At 64.7% G+C, this 17,907-nt stretch carries 16 protein-coding genes; 9 read left to right on the top strand and 7 right to left on the bottom strand.

The genetic code is table 11. The annotated features are described in order from the left end of the window. The first annotated feature begins 780 nt into the window (after positions 1 to 780). A complete protein-coding gene (locus tag AKN83_RS19225; protein WP_050404546.1) occupies positions 781 to 1,221 on the top strand; it encodes an arsenate-mycothiol transferase ArsC in 441 nt (146 codons plus the stop codon). Here AKN83_RS19225 and AKN83_RS19230 read toward each other — a convergent pair. Further along, a complete protein-coding gene (locus AKN83_RS19230) occupies positions 1,214 to 1,648 on the bottom strand; it encodes an NUDIX domain-containing protein (protein WP_050404503.1) in 435 nt (144 codons plus the stop codon). The two genes, AKN83_RS19225 and AKN83_RS19230, sit on opposite strands and share 8 nt — an antisense overlap. Before the next feature lie 856 nt (positions 1,649 to 2,504). On the opposite strand from AKN83_RS19230, the gene AKN83_RS19235 reads away from it, so the two are divergent. Further along, complete coding sequence (locus AKN83_RS19235; RefSeq protein WP_083992136.1) at positions 2,505 to 3,437, top strand: septal ring lytic transglycosylase RlpA family protein; 933 nt, start codon at positions 2,505 to 2,507, stop codon at positions 3,435 to 3,437. Positions 3,438 to 3,487: 50 nt separating this feature from the next. On the opposite strand, the gene AKN83_RS19240 is transcribed toward AKN83_RS19235, so the two are convergent. Then, positions 3,488 to 4,423 (bottom strand): alpha/beta fold hydrolase, encoded by a 936-nt coding sequence (locus AKN83_RS19240; RefSeq protein WP_050404504.1) that lies wholly within the window; start codon positions 4,421 to 4,423, stop codon positions 3,488 to 3,490. Positions 4,424 to 4,598: 175 nt separating this feature from the next. On the opposite strand from AKN83_RS19240, the gene AKN83_RS19245 reads away from it, so the two are divergent. From AKN83_RS19245 to AKN83_RS19270, 6 genes are all read left to right on the top strand, one after another. Next, positions 4,599 to 5,858 carry a D-alanyl-D-alanine carboxypeptidase family protein gene (locus AKN83_RS19245; RefSeq protein ID WP_050404505.1) on the top strand — a complete coding sequence of 420 codons (1,260 nt, stop codon included), beginning with the start codon at positions 4,599 to 4,601 and terminating at the stop codon, positions 5,856 to 5,858. Between the two features lies 1 nt (position 5,859). Then, positions 5,860 to 6,546: a dTMP kinase gene (gene tmk / locus AKN83_RS19250; RefSeq protein WP_050404506.1), complete on the top strand. Its 687-nt coding sequence runs from the start codon at positions 5,860 to 5,862 to the stop codon at positions 6,544 to 6,546. Beyond that, positions 6,543 to 7,583, top strand: coding sequence for a DNA polymerase III subunit delta' (locus AKN83_RS19255; protein ID WP_050404507.1), 1,041 nt, complete (start codon positions 6,543 to 6,545; stop codon positions 7,581 to 7,583). The genes tmk and AKN83_RS19255 overlap by 4 nt, the downstream gene beginning before the upstream one ends. A 102-nt stretch (positions 7,584 to 7,685) precedes the next feature. Further along, positions 7,686 to 9,653 carry a methionine--tRNA ligase gene (metG, locus tag AKN83_RS19260; RefSeq protein ID WP_157113468.1) on the top strand — a complete coding sequence of 656 codons (1,968 nt, stop codon included), beginning with the start codon at positions 7,686 to 7,688 and terminating at the stop codon, positions 9,651 to 9,653. Between the two features lie 14 nt (positions 9,654 to 9,667). After that, on the top strand, positions 9,668 to 10,459 hold the full coding sequence (locus tag AKN83_RS19265) for a TatD family hydrolase (RefSeq protein WP_050404508.1): 792 nt from the start codon (positions 9,668 to 9,670) through the stop codon (positions 10,457 to 10,459). After that, the gene (locus AKN83_RS19270; protein ID WP_050404509.1) at positions 10,456 to 11,262 is read left to right on the top strand and encodes an MBL fold metallo-hydrolase; all 807 of its coding nucleotides are present in this window, start codon (positions 10,456 to 10,458) and stop codon (positions 11,260 to 11,262) included. Before AKN83_RS19265 ends, AKN83_RS19270 begins: the two co-directional genes overlap by 4 nt. 3 nt (positions 11,263 to 11,265) lie before the next feature. On the opposite strand, the gene AKN83_RS19275 is transcribed toward AKN83_RS19270, so the two are convergent. The 5 genes from AKN83_RS19275 to AKN83_RS19295 all read right to left on the bottom strand — a co-directional run bounded on the left by AKN83_RS19275 (position 11,266) and on the right by AKN83_RS19295 (position 17,169). Then, positions 11,266 to 12,915: an acyl-CoA synthetase gene (locus tag AKN83_RS19275; RefSeq protein ID WP_050404510.1), complete on the bottom strand. Its 1,650-nt coding sequence runs from the start codon at positions 12,913 to 12,915 to the stop codon at positions 11,266 to 11,268. 25 nt (positions 12,916 to 12,940) lie between these two features. After that, positions 12,941 to 14,827, bottom strand: coding sequence for a TRAP transporter large permease (locus AKN83_RS19280; protein ID WP_050404511.1), 1,887 nt, complete (start codon positions 14,825 to 14,827; stop codon positions 12,941 to 12,943). 34 nt (positions 14,828 to 14,861) lie between these two features. Then, positions 14,862 to 15,881, bottom strand: coding sequence for a TRAP transporter substrate-binding protein (locus tag AKN83_RS19285; protein WP_050404512.1), 1,020 nt, complete (start codon positions 15,879 to 15,881; stop codon positions 14,862 to 14,864). Positions 15,882 to 16,288: 407 nt separating this feature from the next. Continuing rightward, positions 16,289 to 16,849, bottom strand: coding sequence for a phosphatase PAP2 family protein (locus AKN83_RS19290; protein WP_050404513.1), 561 nt, complete (start codon positions 16,847 to 16,849; stop codon positions 16,289 to 16,291). A gap of 116 nt (positions 16,850 to 16,965) precedes the next feature. Beyond that, positions 16,966 to 17,169, bottom strand: coding sequence for a CsbD family protein (locus AKN83_RS19295; protein ID WP_050404514.1), 204 nt, complete (start codon positions 17,167 to 17,169; stop codon positions 16,966 to 16,968). Between the two features lie 175 nt (positions 17,170 to 17,344). On the opposite strand from AKN83_RS19295, the gene AKN83_RS19300 reads away from it, so the two are divergent. Continuing rightward, positions 17,345 to 17,833, top strand: coding sequence for a YciE/YciF ferroxidase family protein (locus tag AKN83_RS19300; RefSeq protein WP_050404515.1), 489 nt, complete (start codon positions 17,345 to 17,347; stop codon positions 17,831 to 17,833). Positions 17,834 to 17,907: the final 74 nt, after the last annotated feature.

Genomic DNA, 17,907 nt, shown 5'->3' on the forward strand with positions numbered 1-17,907 from the left:
CTCGCTGGAACGGCCCAGGAGCGTTCCTCCCTTCATTTTCGTCATCGTTCGCGATCGCTCGCCCGGCCACCAGGTCGACGGAGGGGTCGTGCTGGCTGACGCCATCCGAGGGGCTATCCGTCGGCCTGCTTTGCGATCGACCTAAGCTGGCCGTCTCAGTTGCCCCAACTCCGACTGCGGGAGATTGCATGAGGCCTCGATGCGCCCTGCGTCGAGGCCGTTTTTATTGCGGTGGCGTCAGAGGTGGACGACGACAAACGCTGCGCTCGCGCGCATGCTTGGGCTACGGGCGGAGTTGATTCGGCCATGATGCTGGAAGCCGTCGTGCCGCTGATGGGACTGGGCGCCTGCGCCTTGCTGCTCATCGCCTTCTGGGGACTTACGTTGCGGTAGTAGTGCGACGCAGGACATGGGCTGCCGGATGCGCCCTGCGGGGTACCCCGTGAGACCTCGGCAAGCACGCTCCGACGTCGAGTACAATTCGGGCTGCCGCGGATGTACCGGCGCTCTGCTGAATCGAGGCGGCCTACTGACTGGCGCCCGCGCCCCCAGCAGACGGAATGACGGCCTCAGCAATCCCCATGCTGAGGCCGTTTCCGTTACGCGGCCACCCTTCCGGATCATTCGGATCGGGCGCCGCCGAACCAACGCGAACGTGGCGAGAACGTCGGAGCGAAGTGGGCCGTCTGCTCGGTCCGCCAGCGGCGAACCGACCGCGTGTGAGCGCGACGACAAGCCTGCACGCACCACGGTTGACCGCAACCACCGCCATTGGCCATCATGATGTCCATGAAGCGCATCCTCTTCCTTTGCACCGGCAACTACTACCGCAGTCGATACGCAGAGGAGTTGTTCAATCATCTTGCGCGCGGCGAAAACCTGCCGTGGCGCGCCTCATCGAGAGGCGCCGCCGAACGGGGCTCGCCCGACAATGTCGGCGCCATGTCGGTGTTTGCTGATGACCGGCTTCGCGCCAACGGCATCGTTCCGGAGGGCGCGGCGCGCTATCCGCAGCCATGTTCATTGGCTGATTTCGACGGCGTGGACCTGGTGATCGCGCTCAAGGAGGCCGAGCATCGTCCGCTCATCGAGCGGCGGTTCCCCGAGGTCGCCGACAAGGTAACCTACTGGCATGTGCACGATATCGATGTTGCCCAGCCCGCGGTCGCGCTGCCGATGATCGACGATCTCGTCCGCGGCCTGGTTTCATCGCTCAGGTAGTCGGTTCGCGCTTCAGGAAGATCGCCAGCGCATATTCCGCCGGCCGTGCGAGCCTGCCGCTGATGCGCTCGAGGCCACCCACGGCCACGATCTCGAGGCGGCCTTCAGTGACCTTCAACCGGTCGATCGGCACGTCCCGCGCAAGGAATACCTCGCCGCGAAGGGTGCCGCCCGGCGTCGAATGATCCGGTCCGAAATAGCGACCGATCAGCTCAAAACGCTCGGGCGGCAGGTAATAGCCGATCTCCTCGTGGATCTCGCGCACCACGCATTCCAGGAAGGTCTCGCTGCCCTCCCGCCGGCCGCCAAACAGGCTGATCTTGCCGGGATCGGTAACGTGGGGAAGGTCGTCGCGCAATTGCATCAGCAGCCGGCCATCCGTGCTGACGAGCAGGGCGGACGTTCCCTCTCTTACCGAGTCGGTCATTCGCGAATGCTCTCCTGGGAGGTGGAGGGTGCATCAGGACTGACGCTGGGAAAGACCACGGATCTGTGCTGTGGAGATCGGACCGCCCGGCACGTGCTGGGCCGCAATCGCCAGCACTCGAAGACTGAAGCCAAGGTTCGATCGGCGCGCGATGAGGTGAGGGTGGTCAAGGCCGTGTCGCATGGGCGCAGACGGCGCCCACGGCATCATTGGTTCAACCGAAAGCGAAGGCCAGCAGGCTCGAGCACAGCAGCACGAGGCTTGCTGCGGTCAGGGTCAGAAATCCGTCGGAGACCAAATCGTGACTACGCATGATACACCTGCCTTCAACCGATGCTCATCCGAATTGATTAAAGCTTTCCGAACATTCACTCCTGGAAAGAGGTGACGCGTCTTTCCGCCTTCAACGGACTGTCAGGCCCGGTACCGATAGCCTTCCACAGCGTGCGCCAAGAAGATCGCCGCACTCACCAGGCCCATCACCGCTGTAACCGTCTCGATCATCGCAAACTTCCTTTGCGCCCCACGTCCGAGAGAAAACGATTGCAGCCTTGCACAGTCAAAAAGATTCAATTGTTGGAATTGAAGAAGCGCCCCGACTGATGATTTGCTGCAACAGTGTGTCTGATAGCGGGACAGGCGAGGGCGTTTTGGGCGGTTCGGTCTCCGTAGAACAACTGAGGCGACGCAACAGGCAATTTACCAAGGTGCCATAGCGTTAAGGCTCACCCCATTTCCGCCGTGTTCCGGTTGCGATATCTTCACCATCCGGTGCGGAGGTGGGCCGCACAGTGACAGAATCGATCCCGACGCCTCGCAGCAGGCGCGGGTCCGCGCAGAATGGTACTTGGGGCAGATGGGGATTAGACGGCCAGATTCGATGATCCGGACGGCGCGCGGCGCCGTTGCGGTGGCCTCGTGCCTTGTGCTTGCCAATTGCGCCTCCTCGAACCAGCTCAGCAGCCGGATCGATCCCAAATATGGCGTCTCCTCGAGCCCGCGCGTCGTGGCGCTCGGTGACCCCGTGCCGAAGGGCGGCGGCACCTACCGCATCGGCAAGCCCTATGTCGTCGCCGGCCGCACCTATGTGCCGGAGGAGAACGAGAACTATCGCGCCGAGGGCATGGCGTCCTGGTACGGCGATGATTTCCATGGCCGGCTGACGGCCAACGGCGAGGTGTTCGACATGGGCTCGCTCACGGCCGCCCATCCGACCTTGCCGATGCCTAGCTACGCCCGCGTCACCAATCTGAGCAACGGCAAATCGCTCGTCGTTCGCGTCAACGACCGCGGCCCGTACCACGGCAATCGCCTCATAGACGTCTCGAACAAAGCCGCGGAACTGCTTGAATTCAAAGGCAATGGCGTCGCACGCGTGCGGGTCGAATATGTCGGCCGGGCACCGCTCGAAGGTTCCGACGACCGCCAGCTGATGGCGACCCTGCGCACCGGTACGCCGGCGCCGTCCCCGTCGATGGTCCGGGTCGCCTCGGCCCGGCCGTTCGTGCCCGAGATGTCGTCCTCGTCGGGCCGGGTCCGCGGCGACGTTCCGCTGCCGGAGGGGCGGCCCTACAGCCTCGGCAACACCCAGGCCGACTACGCCTCGGTCAACGCCACCTCGGAAATGTCGGCCTCGAGCCGGTCGCACCGCCGTGTGGCGAACAATCCGCGCGAAGTCTCCTACGAGGGTGACGCCCGCTACGCTGCAGCCCCGAGCCCGGCCGCAGCCTATGTGCCGATCGACGCGCGTGGGCCGGCTGAAGTGCTGAGCGGGCGCGGGCTCTACTGAACAAAGCCGCTTACTGGATCAAGTCGTTGCGAATCAGGCTTTTGGCCTGATCACTTCAGAAATGCGATCAGCGCCGCATTGACCTCGTCGGGGCGCTCCTGCTGGATCCAGTGGCCGGCGCCCTCGATGATCAGCTTCAGCCGCAGGTTCGGCAGCACACGTTCCATGTCCGCGACGCGCTTCGCACCGATCAGCCCGGTAATCACCGAATCGTTCGAGCCGGCGATGAACAGCGACGGCTGATGGATCTGGGCGTCCTGCCAGGGCGCGGTCAGCTCCCAATTGCGATCGAGATTGCGGTACCAGTTCAGGCCGCCGCGAAAGCCGGACTGCCGGTAGCCCTCGGCGAATTCGGCGATGTCGGCCTCGGTCAGCCAGGCCGGCAGCGGGATTCCGGCCGGCAGCTTGCCGAGGAAGCCCTTAGCTTCGTCGACGAACATCGAGCTCGGATCGGAGACACCGCGTCCGAGCACCAGCCGCATGGTGTGGGCGATGTCGCGCTCGAATTCGGCCTCGGCCACGCCGGGCGGTTGGAAGTACTGCCAATAGAAATTCGTGACGCCGTTCTCGCGCAGGGTTTCCAACGGACGGCCGCGGCCTCGGAACGGCGGCGGCACGCTGAGGCCGGCGACCTTGGTGAAGATGTCAGGGCGGAACATGGCCGCGTGCCAGGCCACCGGCGCGCCCCAATCGTGGCCGACGACCATCGCCTGCTGCTCGCCGAGCGCAGCCACAAGTGCGACGATGTCGCCGACGGTATCGAAGATCGTATAGGCGCCGACATCGGCCGGCGCGGTGGTCCGGCCGAAGCCGCGCATGTCGGGGGCGACGACCCGAAAGCCTGCCGCGGCGAGTGCTGCGATCTGGTGCCGCCATGAGTAGGACAGCTCCGGCCAGCCATGGCAGAGCACGACCAGTGGACCTTGCCCGGCCTCGCGCACGAATATGTCGATGCCGTTGGCGGAAATGATGCGGGAGGATGACATTCGCGTTTCCGCCTTGTTTGCCGGTTCTGCTGTCGCTAGCTGGTTCCAAAGATGACGAACAAGGATACGGGCGTTCAGCGCAGCCGGCAATCCAGCCGACCGTGCACAAGCGGCGAAACCTCAGTTGTTTGCGATACTTCCAGCTGTTAGAACGCAGTCTTTCAGGACATCGCCGATGGCAGCCCAGACCGCAGTTCCCCGCACGTTGTCAGCTCGCGCCGGGCGGTGCTGGCGTGGCCTGGTCGCGGCTGCGGTCGCGCTGGCGATCGGCTGCGGCGGGTTGGTCTATGCCGCCAACCAGAGCGTCCAGGGCGCCAAGAAGGACGAGGGCGGATTCGACGGCGATGCGCCGACCGCGATCCTGGTCGAGGCATCCTCGGGCAGCGTGCTGTTCGAGAAGAACGCCGACGAGCTGCGCGCGCCCTCCAGCATGATGAAGCTGATGACCGCCGAGGTGGTGTTCGACGCCATCAAGAAGGGCGACATCAAGCTCACCGATGAGTACCGGATCAGCGAGAATGCCTGGCGGCGGGGTGGGGCGCCGTCCGGGACCTCGACGATGTTCGCGGCGATCAACAGCAAGGTCTCGGTCGACGACCTCCTGCACGGCGCGATCATCCCGAGCGGCAACGACGCCTGCATCGCGCTCGCCGAAGGCATCGCCGGTAACGAGCATACCTTTGCGACCGACTTCATGACCAAGCGCGCCCGCGAGCTCGGCATGACCAGGTCGACCTTCGGCAATTCCAACGGACTGCCGGACCCGACTAACAAGATGACGGTGCGGGAACTCGCCGTGCTGGCGCGTCACATCATCCTGACCTACCCGGACCGCTACAAGCTGTTCGGCGAGAAGGAGTTCACCTGGAACAAGATCCGCCAGCAGAACCGCAATCCGCTGCTGAACGCCTTGCCCGGCGCCGATGGCCTGAAGACCGGCTACACCAAGGAAGGCGGCTACGGCATGGTCGGCTCGGCCGTGCAGAACGACACGCGGCTGATCGTCGTGGTCAACGGCCTCGAGGATTCCGAAGACCGCGCCACCGAAGCCAAGAAGATGCTGGAATGGGGGTTCCGCAGCTTCGAGACCCGGGTCCTGATCGCGGCCAACCAGCCGGTCGGCTATGCCCGGGTGTTCGGCGGCGAGAGCCGCTCGGTCAAGCTGGTCAGCCCCGATCCGATCAAGGTGATGGTGTCGAAGAACGGCAACGACAAGCTGCTCGCGCGCGTCATCTATAGCGGGCCGGTCAAGGCCCCGATCACCGCCGGTCAGCAGATCGGCGTCGTCCGGGTCTGGCGCGGCGGCAATGTCGCGATGGAGACTCCGGTATTCGCGGCCGATGCCGTCGGCACGGGATCGACGATGCGCCGCGCGCTCGACGGTGCCCAGGAGCTCGTGATCGGAATGTTCCGCGCAGGGGTCGAGAAGCTCTGAGATGGCGGAAGCAGCAGTCCAACGGCCGAGCTTGCGCGGTCGCTTCATCACCTTTGAAGGCGGCGAGGGATCGGGGAAATCGACCCAGATCCGCAAGCTCGCCGAACGGCTCGACGTCGCCAAACTACGCGTGATCGTGACCCGCGAGCCCGGCGGCTCGCCCGGCGCCGAGATCATCCGCCACCTCGTGCTGTCGGGGATGGGCAAACTGCTGGGACCGGAGGCCGAGACGCTGCTGTTTGCCGCCGCGCGCGACGACCATGTCCGTACCGTGATCCTGCCGGCGCTCAACCAGGGCATCTGGGTGCTGTGCGATCGCTTCTTCGATTCCACGCGCGCCTATCAAGGCCAGCTCGGGCAGGTGCCGGCCGGCCTCGTCAATGCCATGCAGCGCGTCACCATCGGCGATCTGAAGCCCGATCTCACGTTCATCCTCGATGTGCCGGTCGAGGTCGGACTGCAACGCGCCGCCATGCGCCGCGGCAATGCCACGGCGGATCGTTTCGAAGCCGAGGGCATCAAGTTCCATCAGGATTTGCGTGACGCCTACCGCCGGATCGCGGCCGAAGACCCGGAGCGCTGCGTGCTGATCGATGCGACGGCGGATCAGGACACGGTCGCGGCGAGGATATGGGCCGCGCTGCGCGAGCATCTGCGCGCAACGCTCACGGCAGACACACCGGCATGAGCGCACGCAAGGTCGAACAGGAGAGCCCCGCTCGCCACCCGCGCGAAACCGCCGATCTGTTCGGGCATCGCGAGGCGGAGACCGCCTTGCTCGATGCCTATCGCAGCGGACGAATTCCGCATGCCTGGCTGATCGGCGGCGCGCAGGGCATCGGCAAGGCGACGTTGGCCTATCGCATGGCGCGGTTTGTGCTCGCATTCCGCAATCCGAAGTCATCGCAGGTCCAGGCAGCGCCGACGCTGCGGGTCGATCCGTCCGATCCGGTGGCGCGGCAGATTGCCGCCGGTGCGCACGGCGGTCTGCTGGTGCTGGAGCGCGGCCTCAACGACCGCGGCGTGATGCGCACTGTGATTACGGTCGACGAGACGCGCGAGACGATCTCGTTCTTCGGCTCGACCGCCGCAGTGGATGGTTGGCGCGTCTGCATCGTCGACACCGTCGACGAGCTCAATCCCAATGCCGCGAACGCGCTGCTGAAAATCCTCGAGGAGCCGCCGCAGCAGTCGCTGTTCCTCTTGGTCAGCCACGCGCCGTCACGGGTGCTGCCGACCATCCTGTCCCGCTGCCGCAAATTGCTGCTGCGGCCGCTGGAGACGGGCGATGTGTTGCGCGCGGCCGCGGCCGCAACCGACATGGCCCCTGATGATCCTGCGCTGGCTGACGCCGCGGCCGCCTCGGAAGGCAGCGTGGGGCGGGCACTATCGTTGCTCGGTGGCGACGCGCTCAAGCTGCAACAGCGCACCGCCGCGCTGCTGGCGACGCTGCCGAGCGTCGATCCGCGTGAGCTGCATGCACTGGGTGATGCGCTCGGTACCAGCGATCGCGTCGCGCTTGCCGCTTTCATCGACGGCATCGATCGCTGGATGAGCGAGCGCATGCGCACCAGCGACGCCAACGCCAATCTGCCGCGCCTTGCACGGCTGGCGGAGGTATGGGAAAAGATCGTCCGCGCCGCGCGCGATACCGAAGCCTACAATCTGGAGCGCAAGCCGCTGGTTTTCTCGGTGTTTTCGATGCTCGCGGACGCGACCCGATAGACGCCAAGTCTGAAAGCGCACTCGTCCGAAAACTTACTCGTCCGAAGACACATCCGCCTGACAACACTCCCGACAATCTCGTTTCGATCTGCAAAGGATTCCGTGGTGGCGACTGCTAAGAAGACATCGTCGACAAAAGCCAAGAAGACGAAGAAGGCATCGCCCGCTCGCGCGACCAGGAAAGCCACGGCGAAGTCGCGCGCTGCCAAGACCAAGAAGGGTGTGCGCGTCATCAAGAAGGCGAAGAAGGCCGCCAAGTCCAAGACGGGCGCCAAGGGCGTGAAGAAATCTGCGGCCAAGAAGGTCGCAAAAAAGGCCGTCAAGAAGGTTGCTAAGAAGGCTGCCGCGAAGGCCCGCAAGGCGCCGCCGAAGAAGCCAGCCGCTGCAGCCGTGGCTTCGTCCGCAAAGAAGCCTGCGGCGCCGAGAGCTCCGGCCGCCGAGAAGGCTCCCAAGGCGGCAACGGTTCGCGCGCCCAAGCAACCGAAACCCGCAGCGACTCCGCGCGCGTCCGTCCCGGCACCTGCTGCGGACCGCAGCAACGTCTACTACATCACGACCGCGATCGCCTACCCGAACGGCCAACCTCACATCGGTCACGCCTATGAGGCGATCGCGACCGATGCACTGGCGCGCTTCCAGCGGCTCGACGGCAAGGACGTGTTCTTCCTGACCGGCACCGACGAGCACGGGCAGAAGATGATCCAGACCGCGGCCGGCGAGGGCATGACGCCGCACGACCTTGCGACCCGCAACGCTGCCCGCTTCAAGGAGATGGACGAGCGGCTCAACGTCTCGTTCAACCGATTCATCCGCACCTCGGAAGAACAGCACCACCGCTCCAGCCAGGCAATCTGGCAGCGTATGGCTGACAACGGCGACATCTATATCGACACCTATGCAGGCTGGTACTCGGTCCGCGACGAAGCCTATTACGCCGAGGATGAGACCACGGTCGGCGAGGACAATGTCCGCCGCGGTCCGCAGGGCACGCCGGTCGACTGGGTCGAGGAGAAAAGCTATTTCTTCAAGCTCTCGGCCTATCAGGACAAGCTGTTGCACCTCTACGAGAGCCAGCCCGATTTCATCGGCCCGGATTCGCGCCGCAACGAGGTGATGAGCTTCGTGCGCGGCGGGCTGAAGGACCTCTCCATCTCACGCACCACCTTCGACTGGGGCGTCAAGGTCCCAGATGATCCCGAGCACGTGATGTATGTCTGGGTCGACGCGCTGACTAACTACATCACCGGCGTCGGCTTTCCCGACGAGAGCGACAAGCACTGGCGCTATTGGCCTGCCGACGTCCACATCATCGGCAAGGATATCATCCGCTTCCACGCGGTGTACTGGCCGGCCTTCCTGATGTCGGCGGGCATTCCCGTGCAGAAGCGCGTCTATGCGCACGGCTTCCTGTTCAACAGGGGCGAGAAGATGTCGAAGTCGGTCGGCAACGTGGTCGATCCCTTCAACCTGGCCGATCAGTACGGCGTCGACCAGGTGCGCTATTTCTTCCTGCGCGAGGTGCCGTTCGGCCAGGACGGCAACTACAACCACGAGGCCATCGTCGCGCGCATCAATGCCGACCTCGCCAATGATTTCGGCAATCTGGCGCAGCGTTCGCTGTCGATGATCGCCAAGCAGCTCGGCGGCGTGCTGCCGGAGCCGGGCGGGTTCAGCGACAACGACAAGGCGATCCTGGCGCAAGCCGACGCCATGCTGGAGACGTCACGGACCGCAATGGCGACGCAGCAGATCCATCAATGGCTCAACACGGTGTGGGCGGTGGTCGCCGAGGCCAACCGCTACTTTGCCGGCGAGGCGCCGTGGGCCTTGGCGAAGACCGATCCGGCGCGCCAGAAGACGGTGCTGTATGTCACCGCTGAAGTGGTGCGCCAGATCGCGATCATGGCGCAGGCCGTGATGCCGGAGTCCTGCGGCAAGATGCTCGACAGCCTCGGCGTCCCTGCCGATGCGCGCAACTTCGCGGCCATCGCGGAGCGGATCAAGCCGGGCACGGTTCTGCCGGCGCCGGTCGGCGTGTTTCCGCGCTACGTGGAACCGAAGACCGAATGAGTGGTTCGAAATTCATGCTGGTCGACAGTCACTGCCATCTCGATTTCCCTGATTTCGCCGACGATCTCGACGGGATCGTCGGCCGCGCCGCAGCGGCCGGCGTCGGTCGCCTGGTCACGATCTCGACCCGGGTGAGGCGGCTCGGCGGTTTGCTTGCGATCACGGAGCGGTTTCCCGACGTCTACTGTTCGGTCGGCACCCATCCGCACCATGCCGACGAAGAGGACGGCATTCCCGCGAGCGAACTGATCGAGCTGACCAGGCATCCCAAGGTCGTGGCGCTCGGCGAGGCGGGGCTCGATTATTTCTACGAGCACGGCTCGCGCGAGGCCCAGGAGCGCGGCTTTCGCGCGCATATCGCGGCGGCGCGCGAAACCGGTCTGCCGCTCGTCATCCACACCCGGGAGGCCGATGAGGATTGCGGCCGCATCCTGGAGGACGAAGTCGCGAAGGGCCCGTTCAAGGCCGTGCTGCACTGCTACACCGGCGGCCGCGAGCTCGCCATGAAGGCGATCGCGCTCGGACTGTCGATCTCGTTCACGGGCATCCTGACCTTCAAGAAGTCGGACGCCCTGCGCGCACTTGCTGCCGAGCTGCCGGCCGATCGCATCATGGTCGAGACCGACGCGCCGTATCTTGCGCCCGGCAAGTTCCGCGGCAAGCGCAACGAGCCGTCCTACGTCGTCGAGGTCGCCAAGGTGCTCGCCGAAACCCGCGGCGTCTCGCTCGAGCAGATCTCGCGGCAGACCACCGAAAACTTCTTCCGGCTGTTCTCCAAGGTGCCGGCGCCGAAGGTTGCTGCATGACGCTGACACTGACAATCCTGGGCTGCGGCTCATCCGCCGGCGTGCCGCGCCCGGCGCTCGGCTGGGGCGCCTGCGATCCGAGCAATCCCAAAAACCGCCGCCGCCGCTGCTCGATCATGGCCGAGCGCACCATGGAGCACGGCACCACGCGGGTCGTGATCGATACGGCGCCCGACCTGCGCGAGCAGTTGATCGACGCCAACGTCGAGCATATCGACGCGGTGTTCCTGACGCATGAGCATGCCGACCAGACCCACGGCATCGACGATCTGCGCTCCGTGGTTTTGCATCAGCGCCGCCGCATCCCAGTCTACTTCAACCAGTCGACCGCCAAGGACATCATGGCGCGGTTCTCATATTGCTTCATCTCGCCGGAAGGCAGCGACTATCCGCCGATCCTGACCCGGCATTCGATCGAGGCCGGCGAGAGCCACGCGGTGCAGGGGAAGGGCGGTCCGCTGGAGCTCGAGGCCTTCCTGGTGCAGCATGGCAGGATCCCCGCGCTCGGCTATCGCATCGGCGATGCCGCCTACACGCCCGATCTGCACGACATTCCCAAGGAGAGCTGGCCGGCGCTCGAAGGACTCGAGCTATGGATCGTCGACGGCTTGCGCTATGCGCCGCATCCCAGCCATTTCAGCGTTGCCGACGCGCTGTCGTGGATCGAGCGCTTCAAGCCGAAGCGCGCGGTGATCACCAACATGCATTCCGACCTCGACTACGAGGTGCTGCGGCAGAGTCTGCCGGCCGGCGTGATCCCGGCCTATGACGGCATGCGCCTGACGCTCGATCGGGCAGGCTGAAACTCAGGCCGAGATCGCCTTGGCCGATCCGACCGTGTTGCGCAGCAGGAACTTCTGGATCTTGCCCGTCGATGTCTTCGGGATCACGCCGAACACCACCGATTTCGGCGTCTTGAAGCCCGACATGTGCTCGCGGCAATAGGCGATGATCTCGGCCTCGGTCGCCTTGGCGCCGTCCTTCAGCTCGATGAAGGCGCAGGGCACTTCGCCCCATTTCGGATCGGGTTTTGCCACCACCGCAGCGAACAGCACCGCGGGGTGCTTGTAGAGGATATCCTCGACCTCGACGGAGGAGACGTTCTCGCCGCCGGAGATGATGATGTCCTTGGAGCGGTCCTTGATGATGACGTAGCCGTGCTCATCGAGCACGCCGAGATCGCCGGTGTGAAACCAGCCGCCGGCAAAGGCTTCCTGCGTCGCCTTCTCGTTCTTCAGATAGCCCTTCATCACGATGTTGCCGCGGAACATGACCTCGCCGATGGTCTCGCCGTCGCGCGGCACCTCGCGCATGGTCTCGGGATCGAGCACCGTGACGCCTTCCTGCAGCGGATAGGCCACGCCCTGGCGGCGCTTCAGCTGCGCACGGGCATCGGCCGAGAGTTCATCCCAGCCGGGCTGCTCGGCGCAGACCGAGGCGGGGCCGTAGACCTCGGTCAGCCCATAGACATGGGTCAGCTTGATGCCGATGCGCTCGGCGCCTTCCAGCACGGCAACCGGCGGTGCCGCGCCCGCGATCAGGCCGACGACGGGTTTTGCCTTGCCGCCCTTCGGCGCATCGGGCGCATTGATCAGCGTGTTGTAGACGATCGGCGCGCCGCACATGTGGGTGACGCCGTGCTTCGGGATCAGCTCGAAGATCTTCGCCGGGTCCACCTTGCGCAGGCAGACATTGACGCCGGCGGTCGCCGCGATGGTCCACGGGAAGCACCAGCCGTTGCAGTGGAACATCGGCAGCGTCCAGAGATAGACCGGATGCTGGCCGAGATTGCCGGCGAGAATGTTGCTGACGGCGTTCAGATACGCGCCGCGGTGATGGGTCACGACGCCCTTCGGATTGCCTGTCGTGCCCGACGTGTAGCTCAGCGCGATCGCGTCCCATTCGTCGGCCGGCGGCCGCTCGGCGAAAGCCGGATCGCCTTGCGCAACCGCGGCCTCATACTCGATCTCGCCGATCCGCTTGCCGCCGGCGAAGGTGGCATCGTCGACGTCGATCACGAACGGCTTTGCGCCCTGCATCAGCGTCAACGCCTCCGCGATCACGCCGGAGAATTCGGGATCGACCAGGATGATCCTGGCGCCGCCATGGTCGAGCTGGAACGCGATCGACGCCGCGTCGAGCCGGATGTTGAGCGCGTTCAGCACCGCGCCGGTCATCGGCACCGCGAAATGCAATTCATTCATCGCCGGGACGTTCGGCAGCATCGCCGCGACGGTGTCGCCATGGCCGATGCCGTGGCCTGCGAGATAGGACGCAAAGCGCTTGCAGCGCTCAAAGGTCTGTTTCCAGGTGAAGCTGCGGCCCTCGTAGACCGCGCTGACGTGGTCGGGATAGACCGCGGCCGAGCGCGCCAGGAAGCTCAGCGGCGTCAGCGGCACGTAGTTGGCGGGCGTCTTGTCGAGCCCGATCGAGTACTGGTTCTGGGCTGCACTCATGGCTCTATCCCATCCGCAAGGTGCTTTAAAGGAAACCGATCGATATCCAGGGGAAGATGGCAACGATGATCAGGCCGATCAACAGCGCCAGCATGTAACCCCAGATCGGCCTTATACCCTCGGCCGGATCGACGCGCCCGATAGCGCAGGCGGCATAGTAACCGACGCCGAACGGCGGCGCGAACAGTCCGATGCCCATCGCCAGGATGATGATCATGGCGTAGTGCACCTCGTGGACGCCGACCTGGCGCGCAATCGGAAACAGCAGCGGCCCGAACAGCACGATCGCCGGAATGCCCTCCAGCACGCTGCCGAGGATCACGAAAGCCAGGATCGAGACCGCGATGAAGGCTGCCGAACCGCCCGGCAGCCCGGTCATCGCCGCCGCCAGCGCCCGCGAGAAGCCGGACTGGGTCAGGCCCCAGGCCATGCCGGTCGCCGTGCCGATGATGAAGAGGATCGCGCCCGACAGGCACGCGGTGTCGATCAGCATCGGCACCAGCCGCCGCCAGTTGAGCTTGCGGTAGATCAGAAGGCCGATGAGGAAGGCATAGACGATGCCGATGGTGGAGACTTCGGTGGCGGTCGCGATACCTTCGACCACGGCGTAGCGGATCACGAAGGGCAGCGCCAATGCGGGCAAGGCGAACACCAGCGCCTTGCCGATCTCGCCGCCGGAGGCGCGCTGGACGTGGCTGAGGTCTTCGCCGCGGTAGCGCCACCACACCAGCGCCGACAGCGTGATCGCCAGCACCACGCCCGGCAGCAGGCCGCCGGTGAACAGCGCCGAGATCGAGACGCCGGTGACCGAGCCGATGGTGATCAGCACGAGGCTCGGCGGAATGGTTTCGGTCTGGGCGCCGGTCGCGGCGAGCAGCGCGACCAGATCGCCTGGCCTCGCGCCGCGCTGCTTCATTTCGGGGAACAGCACGGGCGCGACAGCGGCCATGTCGGCGGCCTTCGATCCGGAGATGCCGGAGACCAGGTACATGGCGCCGACCAGCACGTAATGCAGGCCGCCACGGACATGGCCGAGCAGGCTCGCCAGGAACGCGACCATCGCGCGTGCCATGCCTGTCATCTCGATCAAGAGGCCGAGGAAGACGAACAGCGGCACCGACAGCAGGATCAGATGGCTCATGCCCTCGTCCATCCGGCCGACCAGCACCATCAACGGAGTCCGCGTCGTCAGCGCCAGATAGCCGAAGATCGCCATGCCGAAGGCAAAGCCGATCGGCACGCCGGCGAACACGCAGAAGCCGACCACGCCGACGAAGAAGATGATCAAATTGAGGTTGCCGAGCGGCCGCAGCATCGGCTGCGCCAGCCAGAATACGCCGATCAGCGCGACGACGGTCAGCGCCGCCAGCAGGAAGGTCTTGAAATCGCCGACCCGCGCCAGCCGCAGCAGCGCGAACAGCCCCATCAGACAGGTGCCGACCGGCAGCGCCGCCGCGCGCCAGGTGTTGGATATCTGCAGCGCCGGCGTCGTGATGAAGCTCTCTTCGTAGGCGTATTCATAGGCCGGCCGCACGATCAGGATCAGGAACGCCAGCGCGGCGCAGGTCGCGACCACGTCGAGATAGGCCCACAACTTCGGCCCGGCGCTTGCGACCAATGCCGTCATCCGCATGTGCTCGCCGCGGCGGAACGCGACCGCCGATCCCAGCATCGCGAGCCACAGAAACAGGATCGACGCCAGCTCGTCGGACCAGATCAGCGGCGCATGCAGCACGTAACGCGACACCACGCCGGCGAACAGGATCACGACCTCGGCGACGACGAGGATCGCCGCCGGGATTTCGACCACCCAGCCGAGCGCAGCGTCGATGGAACCGAGAACGGAGCGGCGGCGAGGGGGCTGTGACGCCGCCTCGCCGGCCACGGCCGGCGTCATCTCGACATGAGCCATGGCAATCCTCCTGGCAAGCCTCCCGCGTGATCGATCAGGACAGTTTGCCGACTGACTTCTCGAGCAGATCCCAGGCCTTCTCGCCGTACTTGCTCTTCCACTCGGCGTAGAAGCCGGCAGCGCGGAGCTTGTCGCGGAACGGTCCGACCTCGGGCTGGTTGAACACGAGGCCCTTGCCGGTGAGCTCCTGCTTCACGGTGGCGTTGAGCTTCTCGGTGTCCTCGCGCTCCTTGACGGCGGCCGCGTTGACGTTCTTGGCGACGATGGCCTTGATATCGTCCGGCAGCGCCGCCCAGGCACGGCGGTTCATCAGGAACCAGAAGCCGTCCCACATGTGGTTGGTCAGCGAGCAGTACTTCTGCACCTCGTACAGCTTCGCCGCCGAGATCAGCGCCAGCGGGTTTTCCTGGCCTTCGACGATCTTGGTCTGCAGCGCCGAATAGACCTCGCTGAAATTGATCGAGGCGGGCGATGCATCGAACGCCTTGAACATCGAGGTCCACAGCGGCGACACCGGCACGCGGATCTTGAAGCCCTTGAGGTCGTCAGGACCGGTGATCGGCTTGGTCGACGACGTGGTCTGGCGGAAGCCGTTGTCCCAGATCTTGTCCATGACCTCGAGGCCGGCCTTGTTGATTTCGCCGCGCACATAGGCGCCGAGCTCGCCATCCATGGCCTTCCAGACCGTGGGATAGTCCGGGAATGCGAAGCCGATGCCGTTGATCGAGGCGGCCGGCACCAGGGTCGCCAGGATCAGGCCGGACAGCGTGAAGAACTCGACGCCGCCCGAGCGCACCTGGCTCAGCATGTCGGTATCGGAGCCGAGCTGGCTGTTCGGAAACACCTGCAGGTCGAACCGGCCGTTGGTCTCGGTCTTGATCGCCGCGGCCATCTCCCGGGCGCGCGCCACGAACGGATGCGACTCCGGCAGGTTGTTGGCGAACTTGTACGAGAACTCGGCCGACTGGGCGCGCGCGACATACGGCGCGCCAATTCCGCCCAGGACGGCGGAAGCGGCGGAGGCCTTCAGCAGCGTGCGTCGTGAAAAGCTCATTGGGTTTGCTCCCTCGAGAGGCTTGTTGTTGTTCTGAGATGCCAATCCTATACGGACCTGATGCCGCGGGGTCACCAGCGATCTCTGCACAGCTGGCGCTTATTGCAGCGTCCGTACGCCGCGGCAATATCGGCTTTCTGCCGAGACGCGTGGGGCGTGGATTGCTATCGCGGCTGGACCAGCCGGAGCAGCGATCGAGACAAGCCCCGACAGCCGCCAAGCTGCGGGCTGGTGCGAAGATTTCCCACTAAATATCTGATCTAATTGGAGATATAAATATTCCATAATATACCTTATGCGAATTATGGATATGGGAGCGGCCGCCAAGCGCCCGGCCGCTATCCCATTGCTTCGCTCTGGCTCGACCTGATGGATTTTGTGACTCGGACCTGAGCTGATCGGTCGTGTCAGACCTGCTCCGGCCGCCCGTACCCCGTGACGCATCGGATCGACCGCTCGAGCAAAACCCCGATCGCCGATCCCACGACGACGTCACTGGCCCAATGCGCCAGCAACAGCACGCGCGTCGATATGAGACAAGCGCCGAGCGCCCGGACGATCCCGCGCTGGCCCTCGGGAAGCTGGCTCGCCGCCGAGCTGATGGCGCCGACCTGAATTGCATGCCCTGACGGAAACGAGTCCTCGGCCCTGCCTGAGATTGGAATGCCGTGTAGATGACCAACGACGGTGAGCCGGTCCGGCCGCTTCTGGTTGAAGACCAATTTGAGCAGATGCGGAACCAGGGATGCGGTCAACGCCGTGACCAGAAGATGGTCACTCGCCCGGCGCCGCGGCTCGGGCTTGCCCCGACACCATAGCCACCATCCAAGTGCCACGGCGCAGACGATATGCTCGTCCGCGGCCCACGTCAGGATTGACGCGGCGCGTTCTGTTGGCGGGGTGGTGCTCCGCGCGATAGCGCGCGCAATGGCAATATCGGGCTGGGTCGGTCGGACCGTGATCGGCATGCATGCCCTCGCTTAACGTCGACGACGGCAACTCTTCAACGTTTCCCATTCGCACCCGTTCCAAACCACGCAAAGCAAAAGGCCCCGCTCAAGCGGGGCCCCGAATGCCGCAGCGGTCACCATTTCTGGCGGCTGTACCAATCATTCACTTCCTTCGTGGCTTGATCCTTGGCATAGCCGTAGCGCTGCTGCAGACGGCCTTCGAGTTGATCCTGCTTGCCGGCAATGACATCGAGGTCGTCATCGGTCAGCTTGCCCCACTGCTCCTTGACCTTGCCCTTGACCTGCTTCCAGTTGCCTTCGACACGATTCCAATCCATCGCGGTTCTCCGTTGAAAGGTGAGACTGTCCAACAGACGCGCCGACGCTTCGTTCCTTGAAAGGCTTGCGGCAAAGCTACGCAATCGCGATCCGCGGGTGAACCGTCGCAGATAGGAACGAGGTTGCAGAGTGCCTGTTGTTGGGTACGGATCACCCAAACTCACGGAGCCACCAATGTCGGAGAAAGACCTCAGCGCCCTCTTCCTCGATACCCTCAAGGACATCTACTACGCCGAAAAGCAGATCCTCAAGGCGCTGCCACGCATGGCCAAGGCCGCCGGGTCGGACCAGCTGCGTGCCGCATTCGAGAAGCATCATGACGAGACCGAAGGGCAGATCGATCGGCTGGAGCAGATCTTCGATCTGATGGGCAAGCCGGCGCGTGGCAAGAAATGCGACGCCATCGAGGGTATCCTCGACGAAGGCAAGGAGATCATGGAGGAGTACGCCGACACTCCAGCGCTCGATCCGGGCCTGGTCTCCGCGGCGCAGGCGGTCGAGCATTACGAGATCGCACGTTACGGCACACTGAAGGCATGGGCCACCAAGCTCAGCATGAAGGATGCCGTCAAGCTCATCGACCAGACGTTGGCCGAAGAAAAGAAGACGGATGAAGCCCTCACCAAGCTCGCCGTCAGCGCCATCAACGCCGAAGCGGCCTGAGGACATTCGCGATGAAGCGAGCCGTTCTGGCAGCGGCCCTCGCCTGTGCGCTGTCCGAGCCAGCGCTGGGCCGC

Source organism: Bradyrhizobium embrapense (assembly GCF_001189235.2).
Lineage (GTDB): Bacteria > Pseudomonadota > Alphaproteobacteria > Rhizobiales > Xanthobacteraceae > Bradyrhizobium > Bradyrhizobium embrapense.

Coding starts and splice junctions, on each gene's coding strand:
- AKN83_RS19300 (WP_050404515.1), top strand. CDS start 17,345: ATGTCGGAGAAAGACCTCAGCGCCCTCTTCCTCGATACCCTCAAGGAC.
- AKN83_RS19240 (WP_050404504.1), bottom strand. CDS start 4,423: ATGTCATCCTCCCGCATCATTTCCGCCAACGGCATCGACATATTCGTG.
- AKN83_RS19290 (WP_050404513.1), bottom strand. CDS start 16,849: ATGCCGATCACGGTCCGACCGACCCAGCCCGATATTGCCATTGCGCGC.
- AKN83_RS19230 (WP_050404503.1), bottom strand. CDS start 1,648: ATGACCGACTCGGTAAGAGAGGGAACGTCCGCCCTGCTCGTCAGCACG.
- AKN83_RS19225 (WP_050404546.1), top strand. CDS start 781: ATGATGTCCATGAAGCGCATCCTCTTCCTTTGCACCGGCAACTACTAC.
- AKN83_RS19275 (WP_050404510.1), bottom strand. CDS start 12,915: ATGAGTGCAGCCCAGAACCAGTACTCGATCGGGCTCGACAAGACGCCC.
- AKN83_RS19265 (WP_050404508.1), top strand. CDS start 9,668: ATGCTGGTCGACAGTCACTGCCATCTCGATTTCCCTGATTTCGCCGAC.
- tmk (WP_050404506.1), top strand. CDS start 5,860: ATGGCGGAAGCAGCAGTCCAACGGCCGAGCTTGCGCGGTCGCTTCATC.
- AKN83_RS19280 (WP_050404511.1), bottom strand. CDS start 14,827: ATGGCTCATGTCGAGATGACGCCGGCCGTGGCCGGCGAGGCGGCGTCA.
- AKN83_RS19245 (WP_050404505.1), top strand. CDS start 4,599: ATGGCAGCCCAGACCGCAGTTCCCCGCACGTTGTCAGCTCGCGCCGGG.
- AKN83_RS19235 (WP_083992136.1), top strand. CDS start 2,505: ATGGGGATTAGACGGCCAGATTCGATGATCCGGACGGCGCGCGGCGCC.
- AKN83_RS19255 (WP_050404507.1), top strand. CDS start 6,543: ATGAGCGCACGCAAGGTCGAACAGGAGAGCCCCGCTCGCCACCCGCGC.
- AKN83_RS19295 (WP_050404514.1), bottom strand. CDS start 17,169: ATGGATTGGAATCGTGTCGAAGGCAACTGGAAGCAGGTCAAGGGCAAG.
- AKN83_RS19270 (WP_050404509.1), top strand. CDS start 10,456: ATGACGCTGACACTGACAATCCTGGGCTGCGGCTCATCCGCCGGCGTG.
- AKN83_RS19285 (WP_050404512.1), bottom strand. CDS start 15,881: ATGAGCTTTTCACGACGCACGCTGCTGAAGGCCTCCGCCGCTTCCGCC.